Below are 20619 nucleotides of genomic sequence, written 5' to 3' on the forward strand. Positions count from 1 at the left end.
ATACCCATCTTTTTTAAGTCTTGTATAGTTGGATTTTATGATGGATATTCTTTTCCCTTTGTGGAAAACTTCTGATTTATGGTATAATAAACAGATAGAGAAGTTGGGGGTAGAAGATGAATATTCAACAATTACGCTATGTTGTGGCTATTGCCAACAGTGGTACTTTCCGTGAAGCTGCTGAAAAGATGTATGTCAGTCAGCCCAGTCTGTCAATTTCTGTTCGTGATTTGGAAAAAGAGCTGGGCTTTAAGATTTTCCGTCGGACGAGTTCGGGAACTTTCTTGACCCGTCGTGGTATGGAATTTTACGAAAAAGCGCAGGAATTGGTCAAAGGGTTTGATGTTTTTCAAAATCAGTATGCCAATCCTGAGGAAGAAAAGGATGAATTTTCCATTGCCAGTCAGCACTATGACTTCTTGCCACCAACGATTACGGCTTTTTCAGAGCGCTATCCTGACTACAAAAACTTCCGTATTTTTGAGTCTACTACAGTTCAAATCCTTGATGAAGTAGCTCAGGGGCACAGTGAGATTGGGATTATCTACCTCAACAATCAAAATCAAAAGGGAATCATGCAACGGGTTGAAAAGCTTGGTTTAGAAGTTATTGAACTAATTCCTTTCCAGACTCACATTTATCTCCGTGAAGGGCATCCTTTAGCACAGAAAGAGGAATTGGTCATGGGGGATTTAGCAGATTTACCAACGGTTCGTTTTACTCAGGAAAAGGATGAGTACCTTTACTATTCAGAGAACTTTGTCGACACCAGCGCAAGCTCCCAGATGTTCAATGTGACCGACCGTGCTACTTTGAATGGTATTTTGGAGCGGACGGATGCTTATGCGACTGGATCTGGATTTTTAGATAGCGACAGTGTTAATGGGATTACAGTCATTCGTCTCAAGGATAATCTAGATAACCGCATGGTCTATGTCAAACGGGAAGAAGTTGAGCTTAGTCAAGCTGGGACTCTTTTCGTTGAGGTTATGCAAGAATATTTTGATCAAAAGAGGAAATCATGAAAAAAAGAGGAATAGTGGCAGTGATTGTACTGCTCTTAATTGCACTGGATCAGTGGGTTAAAGCCTATGTCGTCCAACAGATACCTTTGGGAGAGGTTCGGTCTTGGATACCCAATCTTGTTAGCTTGACCTACCTGCAGAATAGAGGAGCAGCCTTCTCTATGTTACAAGACCAGCAGTGGTTTTTTGCCATCATAACCTTGCTTGTCATGGCAGGTGCCATATGGTATCTACATAAGCACATGGAGGATTCTCTCTGGATGGTTTTTGGACTGACTTTGATAATCGCGGGAGGTCTTGGCAACTTTATTGACAGAATAAGTCAAGGTTTTGTGGTGGATATGTTCCACCTAGACTTTATTAACTTTGCGATTTTCAATGTGGCTGACAGCTATTTGACAGTTGGTGTCATTGTTTTATTGATTGCAATGCTTAAAGAGGAAGTAAATGGAAATAAAAATTGAAAGAGGCGGACTCCGTTTAGACAAGGCCCTGTCGGACCTGACAGAATTGTCACGCAGTCTCGCTAATGAACAAATCAAGGCTGGACAAGTTTTGGTCAACGGCCAAGCCAAGAAAGCTAAATACACTGTCCAAGAGGGGGATGTCGTAACTTACCATGTTCCAGAGCCAGAAGTTTTGGAGTATGTGGCTGAGGACCTTCCTCTGGAAATTATCTACCAAGATGAGGACGTCGCCGTTGTCAACAAACCTCAAGGTATGGTGGTTCATCCCAGCGCAGGTCATACTAGTGGAACCTTGGTCAATGCCCTCATGTACCATATCAAGGACTTGTCAGGTATCAATGGGGTTCTTCGCCCAGGAATCGTTCACCGCATTGACAAGGACACGTCTGGTCTCCTCATGATTGCTAAAAATGATGAGGCCCACTTAGCACTTGCCCAAGAGCTAAAAGATAAGAAGTCACTACGCAAATACTGGGCGATTGTTCATGGCAATCTGCCAAATGATCGTGGTGTCATTGAAGCACCGATTGGTCGGAGCGAAAAAGACCGTAAGAAACAGGCTGTAACTGCTAAAGGGAAGCCAGCTGTGACTCGTTTTCAGGTCTTGGAACGCTTTGGAGACTATAGTTTGTTAGAGTTGCAACTGGAAACAGGGCGTACCCACCAAATCCGTGTCCATATGGCTTATATCGGTCATCCAGTCGCTGGTGACGAGGTCTATGGTCCACGCAAAACCTTGAAAGGACATGGGCAATTCCTCCATGCTAAAACTCTAGGTTTTACCCATCCGAGAACAGGTGAAACCTTGGAATTCACAGCAGATATTCCAGAGATTTTTAAAGAAACGCTGGAAAGGTTGCGTAAAACTGAGAATAGATAAAAGAGTTGAGATTGCTGTCTCAACCTTTTTCATTTCAAGTCTTTTCTATTTTAAAACATTCATGTTATAATGGATAAATATGAAGAATCGGAGTGAGAATATGAAGTACAAACGAATCGTCTTTAAGGTGGGGACTTCGTCCTTGACAAATGAAGACGGGAGTTTATCAAGAAGTAAAGTAAAGGCAATTACCCAACAATTAGCTATGTTGCATGAAGCTGGACATGAGTTGATTTTGGTTTCATCTGGTGCAGTAGCGGCAGGGTTTGGAGCTTTGGGCTTTAAAAAACGTCCGACCAAGATTGCAGATAAGCAGGCTTCGGCTGCAGTAGGACAAGGTTTGCTACTAGAAGAATACACAACCAACCTCCTCATGCGTCAAATAGTCTCTGCGCAAATTTTGCTGACACAAGATGATTTTGTAGATAAACGTCGTTATAAGAATGCCCACCAGGCCTTGTCTGTATTGCTTCATCGTGGTGCCATTCCTATCATCAACGAGAATGACAGTGTCGTTATTGATGAGCTCAAGGTTGGGGACAATGATACCTTGAGTGCTCAGGTAGCGGCTATGGTTCAAGCAGACCTTTTGGTTCTCTTGACGGATGTAGACGGTCTCTATACTGGAAATCCCAACTCAGATCCAAGAGCTAAACGTCTTGAGAGAATCGAGACTATCAATCGTGAGATTATTGATATGGCTGGTGGAGCAGGTTCGTCTAATGGTACAGGTGGGATGTTGACTAAGATCAAGGCGGCCACGATTGCGACGGAGTCGGGGGTGCCGGTCTATATTTGCTCGTCCCTGAAATCAGATGCCCTGATTGAGGCGGCGGAGGAGACCAAGGATGGTTCCTTCTTTGTTGCGCAAGAGAAAGGCCTTCGTACTCAGAAACAATGGCTAGCCTTCTATGCTCAAAGTCAGGGAACGATTTGGGTCGATGGTGGAGCTGCTGAGGCACTTTCAAAAAACGGGAAAAGTCTCCTTTTATCAGGTGTGGTAGAAGTGGAAGGCAACTTCTCTTACCATGATATTGTCACAGTAGCAGATAAAGAAACAGGTCAATCTCTTGGAAAGGGACGTGTCCAATTTGGCGTCTCAGCCCTAGAAGATATGCTCCGTTCTCAAAAAGCTAAGGGAGTCTTAATTCACCGTGATGACTGGATTTCCATCACTCCTGAAATCCAGCTACTCTTTACAGAATTTTAGAGGTGAGCGATGGTAAGGATACAAGAACAATTTGAGCAAGTACAGGCTGTTAAAAAGTCGATCAACACAGCCAGTGAAGCAGTGAAAAACCAAGCCTTGCTAGCTATGGCTGATCACTTATTAGCAGCTAGTGAGGAAATTTTAGCGGCCAATGCTCTTGATATGGCAGCAGCCAAGGGGAAAATTTCAGATGTCATGCTGGATCGTCTTTATTTGGATGCGGGACGTATAGAAGCGATGGCAAGAGGGATTCGTGAAGTGGTTACTTTACCAGATCCCATCGGTGAAGTCCTAGAAACAAGTCATCTTGAAAATGGCTTGCTTATTACCAAGAAACGTGTGGCTATGGGGGTTATCGGTATTATCTATGAAAGCCGTCCAAATGTGACGTCTGACGCGGCTGCCTTGGCTCTTAAGAGTGGTAATGCAGTCGTTCTTCGTAGTGGCAAGGATGCCTATCAAACTGCCCATGCTATTGTCACAGCCTTGAAGAAGGGCTTGGAGACGACTACCATTCATCCAGAGGTGATTCAACTAGTAGAAGATACTAGCCGTGAAAGCAGCTATGCCATGATGAAGGCCAAGGGTTATCTAGATCTTCTCATTCCTCGTGGAGGAGCTGGCTTGATCAATGCCGTGGTTGAAAATGCTATCGTACCTGTTATCGAGACAGGAACTGGAATTGTCCATGTCTATGTGGACAAGGATGCCGATGAAGACAAGGCTCTGTCTATCATCAACAATGCTAAAACCAGTCGTCCTTCTGTCTGCAATGCTATGGAGGTTTTGCTGGTTCATGAAGACAAGGCAGCGGATTTCCTTCCTCGTTTGGAGCAAATGCTGATTGCGGATCGAAAAGAAGCTGGACTGGAACCGATTCAATTCCGCTTGGATGAGAAAGCAAGTCAGTTTGTTTCAGGTCGAGCGGCTGAGGCCCAAGACTTTGACACTGAGTTTTTAGACTATGTCCTAGCGGTTAAGGTCGTGAGCAGTTTAGAAGAAGCGGTTGCGCATATTGAAGCTCACAGTACCCATCATTCGGACGCCATTGTGACAGAAAATGCTGAATCTGCGGCTTACTTTACAAATCAAGTGGACTCTGCAGCGGTTTATGTCAATGCTTCAACACGTTTCACTGATGGAGGCCAGTTTGGTCTTGGCTGTGAGATGGGGATTTCGACTCAGAAACTGCACGCACGTGGTCCAATGGGTTTGAAGGAATTAACTAGCTACAAGTATGTGGTTACTGGTGACGGACAGATAAGGGAGTAAGAGATGAAGATTGGATTTATCGGTTTGGGAAATATGGGAGCTAGCTTGGCCAAGGCTGTCTTGCAGGCCAAGACGGGTGCTCAGATTCTCCTTGCCAATCGTAGTCAAGCAAAAGTAGATGTTTTCATTGCCAACTTTGGTGGTCAGGCTTCCAGCAATGACGAAATCTTCGCAGAAGCAGATGTGATTTTTCTAGGAGTTAAGCCTGCTCAGTTTTCTGAACTGCTTTCTCAATATCAGACCATTCTTGAAAAGAGAGAGAGTCTTCTTTTAATTTCCATGGCGGCTGGATTGACCTTGGAAAAACTGGATGGACTTCTTCCAAGTCACCACCGCATCATTCGCATCATGCCTAATACACCAGTTGCTATCGGCCAAGGAGTGATTAGTTATGCCATGTCAGCAAACTGTCGTGCCGAGGAAAGTGAACTCTTTTGTCAATTATTGGCCAAGGCCGGTCTCTTGGTTGAGCTGGGAGATGGCTTAATCGATGCTGCGACAGGTCTTGCAGGTTGTGGGCCGGCCTTTGTCTATCTTTTTATCGAGGCTTTGGCAGATGCGGGTGTACAGACAGGATTGCCAAGAGAAATGGCCTTGAAAATGGCAGCTCAAACAGTAGTCGGCGCTGGACAAATGGTCCTCGAAAGTCAACAACATCCTGGAGTATTGAAAGACCAAGTTTGCAGTCCAGGAGGTTCGACTATCGCGGGTGTAGCAAGTTTGGAAGAACATGCCTTTAGAGGCACAGTCATGGACGCAGTTCATCAAGCTTATAAACGAACACAAGAACTAGGTAATTAAGAGGTTGGATAACTCCCAACCTCTTTTATGGTCGATTGAATAGAGAAGAAACAAAAAGATTGTCACAAAAACCTATTTTTTTGATAGAATAGAAAGTAGAAAAAAAGAAATGAGTTAGACATGTCAAAAGGATTTTTAGTCTCTCTTGAGGGACCAGAGGGAGCAGGAAAGACCAGTGTTTTAGAGGCTCTACTCCCCATTTTAGAGGAAAAAGGAGTAGAGGTACTGACGACCCGTGAGCCAGGTGGAGTCTTGATTGGGGAGAAGATTCGTCAAGTGATTTTGGACCCAAGTCATACTCAGATGGATTCTAAAACAGAGCTTCTTCTCTATATCGCAAGTCGCAGACAGCACTTGGTGGAAAAAGTTCTCCCTGCTCTTGAAGCTGGTAAGTTGGTCATTATGGACCGCTTCATCGATAGTTCCGTTGCTTATCAGGGATTTGGCCGTGGCTTGGATATTGATGCCATTGATTGGCTCAATCACTTTGCGACAGATGGCCTCAAACCTGATTTGACACTTTATTTTGACATCGAGGTGGAAGAAGGACTGGCTCGCATTGCTGCCAATAGTGATCGCGAGGTCAATCGTTTGGACATGGAAGGTTTGGACTTGCACAAGAAAGTCCGTCAAGGTTACCTTTCTCTTCTGGACAAAGAAGGAAATCGCATTGTCAAGATTGATGCGAGTCTTCCTTTGGAGCAAGTTGTGGAAACGACCAAGGCTGTCTTGTTTGACAGAATGGGCTTGGATAAATGAAACAAGAACAACTAAAAGCTTGGCAGCCAGACCAGTTTGACCGTTTTGTCCGTATCCTAGAACAAGACCAGCTCAATCACGCCTATCTCTTTTCAGGTTTCTTTGGAAGTTTGGAAATGGCGCAATTTTTGGCTAAAAGTCTTTTCTGTACGGATAAAGTAGGCGTTTTACCATGTGAGAACTGCCGAAACTGCAAGCTGATTGAACAGGAAGAATTTCCCGATGTTACCTTGATTAAGCCAGTCAATCAGGTCATCAAGACAGAACGCATTCGGGAATTGGTGGGCCAGTTTTCCCAAACAGGGATTGAAAGCCAGCAGCAGGTTTTTATTATCGAGCAGGTGGAGAAAATGCATCCCAACGCAGCTAACTCTCTGCTCAAGGTCATCGAAGAACCCCAGAGTGAAGTTTACATTTTCTTCTTAACTAGTGATGAGGAAAAAATTTTACCGACCATCCGTAGTCGGACCCAGATTTTCCATTTTAAAAAGCAAGAAGAAAAGCTCATCCATCAATTAGAACAAGCAGGTCTGGTCAAGAAAAAAGCGACTCTCTTAGCCCAGTTTTGTCAATCGCGTGCTGAAGCTGAAAAGTTGGTCAATCAAGCTAGTTTTTGGACCTTGGTGGATGAGAGCGAACGACTGCTGACTTGGTTATTAGCTAAGAAAAAAGAGAGTTATTTGCAGGTGGCTAAATTAGCTAGTCTGGCAGATGACAAGGAAAAACAAGATCAGGTTTTGCGAATCCTCGAAGTACTCTGTGGTCAGGAACTCTTGCAAGCAAGGATTCGACAGATTTTACAAGATTTACTAGAAGCTAGAAAAATGTGGCAGGCTAATGTCAGCTTTCAAAATGCCATGGAATATCTGGTCTTGAAAGAAATATAAACTCAAAATGAAGGATAAAGAAAGGAAAGGGCTGTTTTATGGACAAAAAAGAATTATTTGACGCGCTAGACGATTTTTCTCAACAGTTATTGGTGACCTTGGCCGATGTGGAAGCCATTAAGAAAAATCTCAAGAGCCTGGTAGAGGAAAATACAGCTCTTCGCTTGGAAAATAGTAAGTTGCGTGAACGCTTAGGCGAGGTGGAAGCAGATACCCCCGTCAAGGCCAAGCATGTTCGTGAAAGTGTCCGTCGAATCTATAAAGACGGGTTTCACGTATGTAATGATTTTTATGGACAACGCCGAGAGCAGGACGAGGAATGTATGTTCTGTGACGAGTTGTTGTACAGGGAGTAGGCATGCAGATTCAAAAAAGTTTTAAGGGGCAAACTCCCTATGGCAAGCTTTACTTAGTAGCAACGCCGATTGGCAATCTAGACGATATGTCCTTTCGTGCCATTCAGACCTTGAAAGAAGTGGACTGGATTGCAGCTGAGGACACGCGCAATACAGGACTTTTGCTCAAGCATTTTGACATTTCCACCAAGCAGATTAGTTTTCACGAGCACAATGCCAAGGAAAAGATTCCTGACTTGATTAGTTTTCTGAAAGCAGGACAAAGTATTGCTCAGGTCTCCGACGCGGGTCTGCCTAGTATCTCAGATCCAGGGCATGATTTGGTTAAGGTAGCTATTGAGGAAGAAATTGCAGTAGTGACAGTTCCAGGTGCCTCTGCAGGAATTTCTGCCTTGATTGCCAGTGGCCTAGCACCACAGCCACATATCTTTTACGGTTTCTTACCGAGAAAGTCTGGCCAGCAAAAGCAATTTTTCGACTTAAAAAAAGATTACCCAGAAACTCAGATTTTCTATGAATCACCCCATCGTGTAGCGGATACGCTAGAAAATATGCTAGCAGTATACGGCGATCGCTCGGTGGTCTTGGTCAGAGAATTGACCAAAATCTATGAAGAATACCAACGAGGAAAGATTTCAGAGCTACTAGAAAGTATTGCTGAAACGCCACTCAAGGGTGAATGCCTTCTCATCGTTGAAGGCGCCAGTCAGGATGTGGAGGAAAAGGACGAGGAGGACTTGTTTTCAGAAATCCAAGCTCGTATCCAAGATGGCATGAAGAAAAATCAAGCCATTAAGGAAGTTGCGAAACTCTACCAGTGGAATAAAAGCCATCTCTACGCTGCCTACCACGATTGGGAAGAAAATCAAGAAAATGACTAAACAGGGAAGTTTGCCTTCTTCCCTTTTTTTGTTATACTAGTAAAAGAAAATTTAGAAAGATTTGTGGGTGTCAAACAGTCTAGTAGCTTGTTTTGATATGAACTTAGGTTCCACCCAAAGAGGTATTAGTGTCATGTCTCAATCTTATATCAATGTTATCGGAGCAGGTTTGGCAGGGTCTGAAGCAGCTTACCAAATCGCAGAACGTGGTATTCCAGTTAAACTCTATGAAATGCGTGGTGTCAAGTCAACACCCCAACACAAAACAGACAATTTTGCTGAATTGGTTTGTTCCAATTCCTTACGTGGGGATGCTTTGACAAATGCTGTCGGTCTTCTCAAGGAAGAAATGCGTCGCTTGGGTTCTGTTATCTTGGAATCTGCTGAAGCTACACGTGTTCCTGCGGGCGGTGCCCTTGCGGTGGACCGTGACGGTTTCTCCCAAATGGTGACTGAGAAAGTGGCCAACCACCCCTTGATTGAGGTGGTTCGTGATGAAATTACAGAATTGCCGACCGATGTTATTACAGTTGTCGCTACTGGTCCTTTAACCAGCGATGCCCTAGCTGAAAAGATTCATGCCCTTAATGACGGCGATGGTTTCTATTTCTACGACGCGGCGGCGCCGATTATCGATGTCAACACCATTGATATGAGCAAGGTCTATCTCAAGTCTCGTTATGACAAGGGAGAGGCGGCCTACCTCAATGCTCCAATGACCAAGCAAGAGTTTATGGATTTCCATGAAGCCTTGGTCAATGCGGAAGAAGCACCGCTCAATTCCTTTGAAAAAGAAAAGTACTTTGAAGGTTGTATGCCTATCGAAGTCATGGCTAAGCGTGGCATTAAAACCATGCTTTATGGTCCGATGAAGCCAGTCGGTTTGGAGTATCCAGACGACTACACAGGACCTCGTGATGGCGAATTTAAAACTCCTTATGCAGTTGTTCAACTTCGTCAGGACAATGCGGCTGGTAGCCTCTACAATATCGTTGGTTTCCAAACCCACCTCAAATGGGGGGAGCAAAAGCGTGTTTTCCAAATGATTCCAGGTCTTGAAAATGCTGAGTTTGTCCGTTATGGGGTCATGCACCGCAATTCTTACATGGATTCACCAAATCTTCTCGAGCAGACTTACCGTTCTAAGAAACAACCCAATCTTTTCTTTGCTGGTCAAATGACGGGTGTAGAAGGCTATGTTGAGTCAGCAGCTTCAGGCTTGGTTGCAGGTATTAACGCGGCTCGACTCTTCAAGGGTGAAAGTGAAGCTATCTTCCCAGAGACCACAGCGATCGGAAGTCTAGCTCATTACATCACTCACGCTGATAGCAAACATTTCCAACCAATGAATGTCAATTTTGGGATTATCAAGGAATTGGATGGCGAGCGTATCCGTGATAAGAAGGCTCGTTATGAAAAAATTGCAGAGCGTGCTCTTACCGACTTAGAGGAATTTTTAACGGTTTAATTTTTTTGAAAGAATTGCTCATGGCACTATAAAAATCTTAGAAATTGTGATAAAATAGGTAGGATAAAAAAAGGAGAGTAAAAATGGCGAATCCCAAGTATAAACGTATTTTAATCAAGTTATCAGGTGAAGCCCTTGCCGGTGAACGTGGCGTAGGGATTGATATCCAAACAGTTCAAACAATCGCAAAAGAGATTCAAGAAGTTCATAGCTTAGGTATCGAAATTGCCCTTGTTATTGGTGGAGGAAATCTCTGGCGTGGGGAACCTGCTGCAGAAGCAGGAATGGACCGTGTTCAGGCAGATTACACTGGAATGCTTGGGACCGTGATGAATGCTCTTGTGATGGCAGATTCATTGCAGCAAGTTGGCGTCGATACGCGTGTGCAAACTGCCATTGCCATGCAACAAGTGGCAGAACCTTACGTACGTGGACGTGCCCTTCGCCACCTTGAAAAAGGCCGTATCGTTATCTTTGGTGCTGGGATTGGTTCACCTTACTTCTCAACAGATACAACAGCAGCCCTTCGTGCAGCTGAAATCGAAGCGGATGCCATCCTTATGGCTAAAAATGGGGTCGATGGTGTTTACAATGCCGATCCTAAGAAAGACAAGACAGCTGTTAAGTTTGAAGAATTGACTCATCGTGACGTTATCAACAAAGGTCTTCGTATCATGGACTCAACAGCTTCCACGCTCTCTATGGACAACGACATTGACTTGGTTGTCTTCAACATGAACCAACCAGGCAACATCAAACGTGTCGTATTTGGTGAAAATATCGGAACAACAGTTTCAAACAATATTGAAGAAAAGGAATAAGAAAATTATGGCTAATGCAATTGTAGAAAAAGCTAAAGAGAGAATGACCCAGTCTCACCAATCACTTGCTCGTGAATTCGGTGGTATCCGCGCCGGTCGTGCCAACGCAAGCTTACTAGACCGTATCCACGTAGAATACTATGGAGTCGAAACTCCTCTTAACCAAATCGCTTCAATTACCATACCAGAAGCGCGTGTCTTGTTGGTAACACCATTTGACAAGTCTTCATTGAAGGACATCGAACGTGCCTTGAACGCTTCTGACCTTGGTATCACCCCAGCTAATGATGGTTCTGTGATCCGCTTGGTTATCCCAGCTCTTACAGAAGAGACTCGTCGTGACCTTGCCAAAGAAGTGAAGAAGGTCGGTGAAAATGCTAAAGTAGCTGTCCGCAATATCCGCCGCGACGCTATGGACGAAGCTAAAAAACAAGAAAAAGCAAAAGAAATCACTGAAGACGAATTGAAGACTCTTGAAAAAGATATTCAAAAAGTAACAGACGACGCTGTGAAACACATCGACGACATGACTGCCAATAAAGAAAAAGAAATCTTGGAAGTCTAAAAATAAACAGAAAAACTCAGTTGGCATTGCTGGCTGAGTTTTATTCGAAAGAAGGAAATATGAATACAAATCTTGCAAGTTTTATCGTTGGACTCATCATCGATGAAAATGACCGTTTTTACTTTGTACAAAAGGATGGTCAGACCTACGCCCTTGCCAAGGAAGAAGGCCAACATACAGTAGGGGATACGGTCAAAGGTTTTGCCTACACGGATATGAAGCAAAAACTCCGTCTGACAACCTTAGAAGTGACTGCCACTCAGGACCAATTTGGCTGGGGAACCGTAACAGAAGTTCGTAAGGACTTGGGTGTCTTTGTCGATACCGGTCTACCTGACAAGGAAATCGTTGTGTCACTTGATATTCTCCCTGAGCTCAAGGAACTCTGGCCTAAGAAGGGTGATAAACTTTACATCCGCCTTGAAGTGGACAAGAAAGACCGAATCTGGGGACTCTTGGCGTATCAGGAAGACTTCCAACGTCTGGCTCGTCCTGCTTACAACAACATGCAGAACCAAAACTGGCCGGCCATTGTTTACCGTCTCAAGCTGTCAGGGACCTTTGTCTATCTGCCAGAGAATAACATGCTTGGTTTCATTCACCCAAGTGAGCGCTACGCAGAGCCACGTTTGGGGCAAGTGTTAGATGCGCGGGTCATCGGTTTCCGTGAAGTGGATCGTACCTTGAACCTCTCCCTCAAACCACGTTCCTTTGAAATGTTGGAAAATGATGCTCAGATGATTTTGACCTACTTGGAAATCAATGGCGGTTTCATGACTTTAAATGATAAGTCGTCTCCTGAGGATATCAAGGCAACCTTTGGTATCTCTAAAGGTCAGTTCAAGAAAGCACTCGGTGGCTTGATGAAGGCTGGCAAAATCAAGCAAGACCAGTTTGGTACAGAGTTGATTTAAACCTTATAGACATGATAAAGAAACTTGAAGAAATGAGTTTAGAGGAACTCTGGTAACTTTTTCCTATTTTTCTAGTAGAGCACAAGTCAGAGTGGAAAGACTGGTATGAATCGGAAAAAACAAGTCTGAAAAAAATATTGGGTGCAAATGTTATTCAAAGAATAGAACATATCGGTAGCACTGCTATCCCTAATATTTGGGCCAAAAATATCGTTGATATTCTGCTAGAAGTAGGTAGAATAGAGAATTTAGCAAGAGTTAGGGATTTATTGGTGAAGAATGGTTGGCTAGTGATGTCGGAGAGTCCTAACAGGATTTTGCTAAATAAAGGATATACAGAGCAGGGATTTGCTGAGAAAGTTTTTCATTTACATTTGCGAATGACGGGAGATCATGACGAGATTTATTTTAGAGATTATCTCTGCCAGCACCCAGATATTGCCCAAGCGTATCAGGAATTAAAACTCAGTTTGTGGAAACAATTTGAACACAACCGAGACGCCTATACAGATGCGAAAACAGATTTTATAAACCACTACGTTTCAGAGGCTAAGTCCAGTAATTTTCAAGAATCAGAAAAGTGTCATCAAAAAACTCTTGATAGGAGAAAGAATTGAGAAAATCATTTTACACTTGGCTCATGACCGAGCGCAATCCTAAAAGTAATAGCCCCAAAGCCATCTTGGCAGATCTCGCTTTTGAGGAGTCAGCTTTTCCAAAACACACGGATGATTTTGATGAGGTGAGTCGCTTTTTGGAGGAGCATGCCAGCTTCTCTTTTAACCTAGGAGACTTTGACGCCATCTGGCAAGAATACTTAGAACACTAGAGACAATGAGATGAGGCTAGTATTTTATTGTTCTCTTTGCTATAATAAAAAGAAATAAACGGATTAGAGAGGTTCTTTATTTGAAGGAACATTCAATAGACATTCAACTAAGTCATCCAGATGACCTGTTTCATCTTTTTGGATCCAACGAGCGCCATCTTCGTTTGATGGAAGAAGAGCTCGGTGTGGTGATTCATGCTCGTACGGAAATTGTCCAGGTTATCGGAGAAGAGTCTGCCTGTGAGGAAGCCCGTCAGGTTATCCAAGCCTTGATGGTCTTGGTGAATCGGGGGATGACGGTTGGCACGCCAGATGTGGTGACTGCGATTAGCATGGTCAAAAATGATGAAATCGACAAGTTTGTCGCCCTTTACGAAGAAGAAATTATCAAAGACAATACAGGGAAGCCTATTCGTGTCAAAACCTTGGGTCAAAAGCTTTATGTGGACAGTGTCAAACAGCATGATGTGACCTTTGGAATCGGACCTGCAGGGACAGGGAAGACCTTTCTTGCAGTGACCTTGGCAGTAACTGCCCTTAAACGTGGGCAAGTCAAGCGGATTATCCTCACTCGTCCAGCAGTGGAAGCAGGTGAGAGTCTAGGATTTCTTCCAGGTGATCTTAAGGAGAAGGTCGATCCTTATCTTCGACCAGTTTATGATGCCTTGTATCAGATTCTCGGCAAAGACCAAACGACCCGTCTCATGGAGCGTGAAATTATCGAAATCGCGCCCCTTGCCTACATGCGTGGGCGGACCTTGGATGATGCCTTTGTCATTTTAGATGAGGCACAAAATACGACCATCATGCAGATGAAGATGTTCTTGACTCGTTTAGGATTTAATTCGAAGATGATTGTCAATGGAGATATCAGCCAGATTGACCTACCACGTAATGTTAAGTCTGGTTTGATTGATGCTCAAGAAAAGCTCAAGAACATTCACCAAATCGACTTTGTTCATTTTTCAGCCAAGGATGTGGTTCGCCATCCAGTTGTCGCTCAGATTATCCGAGCTTATGAACCGGCTCCAGTTAAGGTTGAAGAAAAGAATCAAGAAACAGAATAGCAAAAGAGCAGTTCAGATTTGAACTGCTTTTTTAATGAGTGTCTAGCTTTAAACAAGTTCGTCGATTGACGTGTGATCTTTATCGAGGCCTTGAGCAACTGGGAGGCTGGTCAAGTAACCTTTATAAGTGGTCACACCTTGACGCAAGCCCTCATCTTCAGCAATTGCTTGTGCGAATCCTTTGCCAGCCAATGCTTCGATATAAGGAAGAGTGACATTGGTTAGGGCGATGGTTGAAGTACGTGCAACCGCACCAGGGATATTGGCAACGGCATAGTGGAGAACACCGTATTTTTCATAGACAGGTTCATCGTGCGTTGTCACACGGTCAGCTGTCTCGATAACGCCACCTTGATCAACGGCAACGTCAACGATGACTGAGCCAGGACGCATTTGTTTGACCATCTCATCTGTCACCAATTTCGGTGCTTTGGCCCCAGGGATGAGAACTGCACCAATCACCACATCAGCATCTCTCACACTTGCTTCGATGTTGAATGAATTAGACATAAGAGTTTGGATTTGGTTTCCAAAGACTTCTTCTAGAACTGAGAGACGCTTCGCACTGATATCTAAAATAGTCACTTGAGCACCAAGACCAAGGGCGATGCGGGCAGCATGTGTACCGACGACACCACCACCGATGATGGTTACTTTTCCTTTTGGAACACCTGGTACACCACCTAGTAGGACACCAGAACCACCAGCTTGCTTAGTAAGGAAGTGAGCTCCGATTTGAACAGCCATACGACCTGCAACCTCACTCATAGGAACGAGGAGCGGTAGTTGTCCTTGATTGTCACGAACAGTTTCATAGGCAATTCCTGTTGTTTTGGCTGCTAACATAGCTTCTGCTAATTCTGGCGCAGCGGCCATGTGCAAGTAAGTGAAGAGGAGAAGATCGTCGCGCAAGTATCCATATTCAGAAGCTAGTGGTTCTTTTACTTTCACGACCAACTCGGCAGCCCAGGCTTCAGCAGCAGTAGCGACAATCTCAGCTCCTTGCTTTTGATAGTCCGCATCAGTAAATCCTGAACCGAGACCAGCATTTGTTTCGATGAGGACACGATGTCCACGACTGACTAAACTGTGGACGCCAGCAGGAGTGAGGGCAACACGGTTTTCATTATTTTTAATTTCTTTTGGGATTCCGATTAACATAGAGATAACCTACCTTTCAATTGACGGGATTGTTTTAGTTGTCACATTTCAGTTCATAAATCAAAAATGTGATGGTTTTATTGTATATGAAACCGCTTCAAAAATCAAGAAAAACTTGTCATCCAAATTTATTTATGCTAGACTAGTGAGAATCAAGCTCCAATGGAGGAAAAAGCATGGAATCAATATTTGTGAAATTTGCCCAGTATCCATCTATAGAAACGGAGCGTTTATTGCTCCGACCTGTAACCTTGGACGATGCGGAAGCTATGTTTGAGTATGCCTCAGACAGAGAAAATACACGCTACACTTTTCCAACAAATCAAAGCTTAGAAGAAACCAAGAACAACATAGCTCAGTTTTACTTGGCTAGTCCCTTGGGACGGTGGGGAATCGAACTAAAAAGCAATGGTCAGTTTATTGGTACCATTGACTTGCACAAGATCGATACTGTTCTTAAGAAGGCAGCCATTGGCTACATTATCAATAAAAAATATTGGAATCAAGGATTGACGACAGAAGCCAATCGTGCCGTGATTGAACTGGCTTTTGAGCAGATTGGAATGAACAAGTTGACTGCTCTTCACGATAAAGACAATCCTGCATCAGGCAAGGTCATGGAGAAATCAGATATGCGCTTTTCCCACGAAGAACCTTATGCTAGAATGGATAATAAAGAACCAGGTCGAATGATCACAAGAGTTCATTATGTCTTGACCAAGGAAGACTATTTTGCAAATAAATAAGCAGTTGAAAAGAAATTTTCGACTGTTTTTTTCTTTCTCTTGCGAATAACTTAAGAGAGGAGAAAATATGGAAGCAATTATCGAGAAAATCAAAGAGTATAAAATCATTTTCATTTGTGCTGGTTTGGGTTTGGCCTTGGGCGGATTTTTCCTACTAAAGCCAACTTCACAAACATCTGTGAAAGAAACAAATTTGCAGGCTGAAGTCGCAGCTGTTTCAAAGGATTCATCATCTGAAAAGGAAATCAAGAAGGAAGAAAAGGAAGAATCTCCTGAACAAGATCTAATCACAGTAGATGTCAAAGGTGCTGTTAAATCACCAGGGATTTATGATTTGCCAGTAGGTAGTCGGGTTCATGATGCCGTTCAGAAGGCAGGTGGCTTGACAGAGGAGGCAGATAGCAAATCGCTCAATCTCGCTCAGAAAGTCAGTGACGAGGCTCTTGTCTATGTTCCAACTAAGGGAGAAGAAGCGGCTAGTCAGCAGGCTGCCTCTGGAACGACTCCTTCGACAAGTAAAGAAAAGAAGATCAACCTTAATAAAGCTAGTCTGGAAGAACTAAAACAGGTCAAAGGCTTGGGAGGAAAGCGAGCCCAGGATATTATCGACCATCGTGAGGCAAATGGCAAATTCAAGTCGGTAGATGAACTCAAGAAAGTATCTGGCATTGGCGCTAAGACCATAGAAAAGCTAAAAGATTATGTCACAGTGGATTAAGAATTTCCCTATTCCCCTAATCTATCTGAGCTTTTTGTTGCTTTGGCTTTACTATGCTATTTTCTCAGCATCTTATCTTGCTTTGTTGGGCTTCGTTTTTTTGCTCATCTGTCTCTTTTTCCAATTTCCTTGGAAATCGGCTGGTAAAGTTCTAGCTATTTGTGGAGTCTTTGGCTTTTGGTTTCTGTTTCAAAACTGGCAACAGACACAAGCTGGTCAAGACTTAGTTGCGTCTGTAGAGAAGGTGAGAATTTTACCAGATACTATTAAGGTTAATGGAGATAGTCTATCTTTTCGGGGCAAGACTGAAGGCCTCACCTTCCAAGTTTACTATAAACTCCAGTCCGAGGAGGAGAAAGAGCAATTTCAAGCCTTGACAGAGCTCTATGAGATAGAACTAGAAGGAAAACTTTCGGAACCAGAAGGCCAGAGAAATTTTGGTGGCTTTGACTACCAAGCCTATCTGAAAACTCAGGGGATTTACCAAACTTTGACTATCAAGAGTATCCAGTCAATGAAAAAGATTAGCAGTTGGGATATAGGAGAAAATCTGTCCTGTTTACGTCGAAAGGCTGTAGTTTGGATCAAGACGCACTTTCCAGATCCTATGCGCAACTATATGACAGGTCTTCTTTTCGGACATCTGGATACCGACTTTGAAGAGATGAATGAGCTTTATTCCAGTCTTGGTATTATCCATCTCTTTGCCTTGTCAGGTATGCAGGTTGGCTTCTTTATGGATGGTTTTAAGAAACTCCTCTTACGATTGGGCTTGACTCAAGAAAAGTTGAAGTGGCTGACCTATCCTTTTTCCCTTATCTATGCAGGTCTGACAGGATTCTCAGCTTCGGTCATTCGCAGTCTCTTGCAAAAGTTACTGGCCCAACATGGTGTTAAGGGTTTGGATAATTTTGCCTTAACGGTTCTTGTCCTCTTTATCATCACGCCCAACTTTTTCCTAACGGCAGGAGGTGTCTTGTCCTGCGCCTACGTTTTTATCTTGACTATGACAAGCAAAGAAGGGGAGGGGCTCAAGGCTGTTACCAGAGAAAGTCTGGTCATTTCCTTGGGAATATTGCCCATTCTATCCTTCTATTTTTCAGAATTTCAGCCTTGGTCAATCCTTTTGACCTTTGTCTTTTCCTTCTTGTTTGACTTGGTTTTCTTACCGCTGTTGTCTATCTTATTCGTTCTGTCTTTTGTTTACCCAGTCACTCAGCTTAACCTTGTCTTTGAATGGTTGGAGAGCATCATTCGTTTGGTATCGCAGATGGCAAGTAGGCCCTTGGTCTTTGGCCAACCCAACGCATGGCTTTTGATTCTTCTCTTAGTTTCATTGGCCTTGGTCTATGACTTTAGGAAAAATATCAAAAGACTAGCAGGGTTCAGCCTCTTTATCGTGGGACTCTTTTTCTTAACCAAACACCCGCTGGAAAATGAAATCACCATGCTGGATGTAGGGCAGGGAGAAAGCATTTTTCTACGGGATGTAACTGGTAAAACCATTCTTATAGATGTGAGTGGTAAAGCAGAAACCGACAAGAAAATCCAAGCTTGGCAAGAAAAGTCGACAACCAGCAATGCCCAGCGAAACTTGATTCCCTATCTTAAAAGTCGAGGAGTAGATAAGATTGATCAGATGGTTTTGACCAATACAGACAAGGAGCATGTTGGAGATTTGCTGGAGGTGACCAAGGCTTTCCATGTCGGTGAGATTTTAGTATCAAAAGGAAGTTTGACACAGAAGGAATTTGTAGCAGAACTAGAAGCAAGTCAAACCAAGGTACGCAGTGTGACAGCAGGGGAGAATTTACCGATTTTTGGCAGTTACTTAGAAGTCCTATCTCCAAGGAAGATTGAAGATGAGGATCGTGATGGTTCCCTGGTTCTTTATGGAAAACTTTTGGATAGGCACTTTCTCTTCACAGGAAATTTGAAAGAGAAGGGAGAGAAAGAACTTTTAAAGCAATACCCTACCTTAGAGGTGGATATATTGAAGGCAGGTCAACATGGTTCAAAGACTTCATCTAGTCAAGCTTTTTTAGAGAAGCTCAAACCGCACATTACTCTCATTTCAGTTGGAAAGAGCAATCGTGCCAAACTTCCCCATCAGGAAATCTTGGCACGACTAGAAAGCATCAATAGTAAAATTTACCGAACTGACCAGAACGGAGCTACTCGCTTTAAAGGTTGGAAGAGTTGGCGAATGGAAACAGTGCGATAAAATAGATAAACTTTTTCGAAAAATTGACTTTTTATCTTGACAAGGAATAGAAAACTTGGTATCATATAAAAGTTGAGAAAAGCAGAAGTGAGAGCTTCTCGCCTTGTGACATCAAGTTGCCTGGCCCTACGGATGAAAAGTTTCTAAGAAACGCTATCATAACGTGCGGGCTTGTATCATTACGAGTCCGCTATTGTTTTTCTCTAATAATAAAAAAGAGGTGAAAACCATAGCAAAGCAAGACTTATTCATCAATGATGAAATTCGTGTACGTGAAGTTCGCTTGATCGGTCTTGAGGGAGAACAGCTAGGCATCAAGCCACTCAGCGAAGCGCAAGCATTAGCTGATAGTGCAAATGTTGACTTAGTATTGATTCAACCCCAAGCAAAACCACCTGTTGCTAAAATTATGGACTACGGTAAGTTCAAATTTGAGTATCAGAAAAAGCAAAAAGAACAACGTAAAAAACAAAGTGTTGTTACTGTGAAAGAAGTTCGTCTGAGTCCAACTATTGACAAGGGTGACTTTGACACAAAACTTCGCAATGCACGCAAGTTCCTTGAAAAAGGAAATAAAGTTAAGGTATCTATTCGCTTTAAAGGGCGTATGATCACCCATAAAGAGATTGGTGCAAAAGTTTTAGCCGAGTTTGCTGAAGCAACACAAGATATTGCAATCATCGAACAACGAGCTAAGATGGATGGACGCCAAATGTTCATGCAGTTGGCGCCAGCAACTGACAAAAAATAATTGTCAGAAAGTTAAATAAAGGAGAAAAAATCATGCCAAAACAAAAAACACACCGCGCATCAGCTAAACGTTTCAAACGTACAGGTTCTGGTGGACTTAAACGTTTCCGTGCTTACACTTCTCACCGTTTCCACGGAAAAACTAAGAAACAACGTCGTCATCTTCGTAAAGCATCTATGGTGCATTCAGGAGATTTCAAACGTATCAAAGCAATGCTTACTCGCTTGAAATAATAGCCTAACAGTAAGTAAACAATTCTAGGAAATATTTGGAGGAAATAAAACATGGCACGTGTTAAAGGTGGCGTTGTATCACGCAAACGTCGTAAACGTATTCTTAAATTAGCAAAAGGTTACTATGGAGCTAAACACATCTTGTTCCGTACTGCAAAAGAACAAGTAATGAACTCTTACTACTATGCATACCGTGACCGTCGTCAGAAAAAACGTGACTTCCGTAAATTGTGGATCACTCGTATCAATGCGGCAGCTCGTTTGAACGGACTTTCATACTCACAATTGATGCATGGTTTGAAATTGGCTGAAATCGAAGTTAACCGTAAAATGCTTGCTGACTTGGCTGTTAATGATGCAGCAGCTTTCACAGCTCTTGCAGATGCAGCTAAAGCAAAACTTGGTAAATAATGACAAACTGTTTCATTCTTACTCTCGTGGTTTTTACCGCAAGAGTAGGGTGAAACTTTTTTATTTTCCTTAAACGATTTTCTATTTTAAAGAGTAAATAACAGATTTTTTCAAAGAAAATAGGATATTTCTTGTATAATAGGAATATCTAAAAAAGATTTGGAGTTAGAAGA

The 20619-nt window shown here is 43.1% G+C and carries 24 protein-coding genes and 1 other annotated feature; of the genes, 23 read left to right on the forward strand and 1 reads right to left on the reverse strand.

Annotated features, from left to right (window positions below; all coding sequences use genetic code 11):
* Positions 1 to 116: 116 nt before the first annotated feature.
* The 17 genes from ACVC7S_RS01880 to ACVC7S_RS01960 all read left to right on the forward strand — a co-directional run bounded on the left by ACVC7S_RS01880 (position 117) and on the right by ACVC7S_RS01960 (position 14202).
* Positions 117 to 1025: a LysR family transcriptional regulator gene (locus ACVC7S_RS01880; protein ID WP_447265973.1), complete on the forward strand. Its 909-nt coding sequence runs from the start codon at positions 117 to 119 to the stop codon at positions 1023 to 1025.
* Positions 1022 to 1489 carry a signal peptidase II gene (gene lspA, locus ACVC7S_RS01885; protein WP_447265974.1) on the forward strand — a complete coding sequence of 156 codons (468 nt, stop codon included), beginning with the start codon at positions 1022 to 1024 and terminating at the stop codon, positions 1487 to 1489. The genes ACVC7S_RS01880 and lspA overlap by 4 nt, the downstream gene beginning before the upstream one ends.
* Complete coding sequence (locus ACVC7S_RS01890) at positions 1473 to 2372, forward strand: RluA family pseudouridine synthase (RefSeq protein WP_447265975.1); 900 nt, start codon at positions 1473 to 1475, stop codon at positions 2370 to 2372. Before lspA ends, ACVC7S_RS01890 begins: the two co-directional genes overlap by 17 nt.
* 100 nt (positions 2373 to 2472) lie before the next feature.
* Entirely contained in the window at positions 2473 to 3582 is a 1110-nt protein-coding gene (proB, locus tag ACVC7S_RS01895) for a glutamate 5-kinase (RefSeq protein ID WP_447265976.1), read from the forward strand.
* 9 nt (positions 3583 to 3591) lie between these two features.
* Positions 3592 to 4854 carry a glutamate-5-semialdehyde dehydrogenase gene (locus tag ACVC7S_RS01900; protein ID WP_447265977.1) on the forward strand — a complete coding sequence of 421 codons (1263 nt, stop codon included), beginning with the start codon at positions 3592 to 3594 and terminating at the stop codon, positions 4852 to 4854.
* A 3-nt stretch (positions 4855 to 4857) separates the two neighbouring features.
* A complete protein-coding gene (gene proC, locus ACVC7S_RS01905) occupies positions 4858 to 5655 on the forward strand; it encodes a pyrroline-5-carboxylate reductase (RefSeq protein WP_447265978.1) in 798 nt (265 codons plus the stop codon).
* 120 nt (positions 5656 to 5775) lie between these two features.
* Positions 5776 to 6414, forward strand: coding sequence for a dTMP kinase (gene tmk / locus ACVC7S_RS01910; RefSeq protein ID WP_447265979.1), 639 nt, complete (start codon positions 5776 to 5778; stop codon positions 6412 to 6414).
* Positions 6411 to 7301 carry a DNA polymerase III subunit delta' gene (locus ACVC7S_RS01915; RefSeq protein WP_447265980.1) on the forward strand — a complete coding sequence of 297 codons (891 nt, stop codon included), beginning with the start codon at positions 6411 to 6413 and terminating at the stop codon, positions 7299 to 7301. The genes tmk and ACVC7S_RS01915 overlap by 4 nt, the downstream gene beginning before the upstream one ends.
* Before the next feature lie 38 nt (positions 7302 to 7339).
* Complete coding sequence (yabA, locus tag ACVC7S_RS01920) at positions 7340 to 7657, forward strand: DNA replication initiation control protein YabA (protein WP_000358229.1); 318 nt, start codon at positions 7340 to 7342, stop codon at positions 7655 to 7657.
* A 2-nt stretch (positions 7658 to 7659) separates the two neighbouring features.
* A complete protein-coding gene (rsmI, locus tag ACVC7S_RS01925) occupies positions 7660 to 8538 on the forward strand; it encodes a 16S rRNA (cytidine(1402)-2'-O)-methyltransferase (protein WP_447265981.1) in 879 nt (292 codons plus the stop codon).
* A gap of 133 nt (positions 8539 to 8671) precedes the next feature.
* Entirely contained in the window at positions 8672 to 10006 is a 1335-nt protein-coding gene (trmFO, locus tag ACVC7S_RS01930; protein WP_007518882.1) for a methylenetetrahydrofolate--tRNA-(uracil(54)-C(5))-methyltransferase (FADH(2)-oxidizing) TrmFO, read from the forward strand.
* 83 nt (positions 10007 to 10089) lie between these two features.
* On the forward strand, positions 10090 to 10827 hold the full coding sequence (gene pyrH / locus ACVC7S_RS01935) for a UMP kinase (protein ID WP_000002996.1): 738 nt from the start codon (positions 10090 to 10092) through the stop codon (positions 10825 to 10827).
* A 7-nt stretch (positions 10828 to 10834) separates the two neighbouring features.
* Positions 10835 to 11392, forward strand: coding sequence for a ribosome recycling factor (gene frr / locus ACVC7S_RS01940; RefSeq protein WP_001262235.1), 558 nt, complete (start codon positions 10835 to 10837; stop codon positions 11390 to 11392).
* A 59-nt stretch (positions 11393 to 11451) separates the two neighbouring features.
* A complete protein-coding gene (gene cvfB, locus ACVC7S_RS01945; RefSeq protein ID WP_447265982.1) occupies positions 11452 to 12306 on the forward strand; it encodes an RNA-binding virulence regulatory protein CvfB in 855 nt (284 codons plus the stop codon).
* Positions 12307 to 12371: 65 nt separating this feature from the next.
* A complete protein-coding gene (locus tag ACVC7S_RS01950) occupies positions 12372 to 12923 on the forward strand; it encodes a GrpB family protein (protein WP_447266043.1) in 552 nt (183 codons plus the stop codon).
* Positions 12920 to 13135 carry a YozE family protein gene (locus tag ACVC7S_RS01955; protein WP_001232084.1) on the forward strand — a complete coding sequence of 72 codons (216 nt, stop codon included), beginning with the start codon at positions 12920 to 12922 and terminating at the stop codon, positions 13133 to 13135. The genes ACVC7S_RS01950 and ACVC7S_RS01955 overlap by 4 nt, the downstream gene beginning before the upstream one ends.
* 80 nt (positions 13136 to 13215) lie before the next feature.
* Positions 13216 to 14202, forward strand: coding sequence for a PhoH family protein (locus tag ACVC7S_RS01960; protein ID WP_447265983.1), 987 nt, complete (start codon positions 13216 to 13218; stop codon positions 14200 to 14202).
* A gap of 48 nt (positions 14203 to 14250) precedes the next feature.
* Here the strand turns inward: ACVC7S_RS01960 and ald are convergent, their stop codons facing one another.
* Positions 14251 to 15363: an alanine dehydrogenase gene (gene ald / locus ACVC7S_RS01965; protein WP_447265984.1), complete on the reverse strand. Its 1113-nt coding sequence runs from the start codon at positions 15361 to 15363 to the stop codon at positions 14251 to 14253.
* A gap of 176 nt (positions 15364 to 15539) precedes the next feature.
* Between ald and ACVC7S_RS01970 the strand changes: the two genes are divergently transcribed.
* From ACVC7S_RS01970 to rplT, 6 genes are all read left to right on the forward strand, one after another.
* A complete protein-coding gene (locus ACVC7S_RS01970) occupies positions 15540 to 16109 on the forward strand; it encodes a GNAT family N-acetyltransferase (RefSeq protein WP_447265985.1) in 570 nt (189 codons plus the stop codon).
* Positions 16110 to 16176: 67 nt separating this feature from the next.
* Entirely contained in the window at positions 16177 to 16827 is a 651-nt protein-coding gene (locus ACVC7S_RS01975; protein ID WP_447265986.1) for a helix-hairpin-helix domain-containing protein, read from the forward strand.
* Positions 16811 to 19051 carry a DNA internalization-related competence protein ComEC/Rec2 gene (locus ACVC7S_RS01980; protein WP_447265987.1) on the forward strand — a complete coding sequence of 747 codons (2241 nt, stop codon included), beginning with the start codon at positions 16811 to 16813 and terminating at the stop codon, positions 19049 to 19051. The genes ACVC7S_RS01975 and ACVC7S_RS01980 overlap by 17 nt, the downstream gene beginning before the upstream one ends.
* A 73-nt stretch (positions 19052 to 19124) precedes the next feature.
* Positions 19125 to 19256 (forward strand) — a sequence feature (ribosomal protein L20 leader region).
* 15 nt (positions 19257 to 19271) lie between these two features.
* Positions 19272 to 19802: a translation initiation factor IF-3 gene (gene infC, locus ACVC7S_RS01985; RefSeq protein WP_000848184.1), complete on the forward strand. Its 531-nt coding sequence runs from the start codon at positions 19272 to 19274 to the stop codon at positions 19800 to 19802.
* A 32-nt stretch (positions 19803 to 19834) separates the two neighbouring features.
* A complete protein-coding gene (rpmI, locus tag ACVC7S_RS01990) occupies positions 19835 to 20035 on the forward strand; it encodes a 50S ribosomal protein L35 (protein ID WP_001125942.1) in 201 nt (66 codons plus the stop codon).
* A gap of 51 nt (positions 20036 to 20086) precedes the next feature.
* Positions 20087 to 20446 (forward strand): 50S ribosomal protein L20, encoded by a 360-nt coding sequence (gene rplT / locus ACVC7S_RS01995; RefSeq protein WP_000124830.1) that lies wholly within the window; start codon positions 20087 to 20089, stop codon positions 20444 to 20446.
* Positions 20447 to 20619 lie beyond the last annotated feature (173 nt).

Source organism: Streptococcus sp. Z556, from assembly GCF_053010225.1.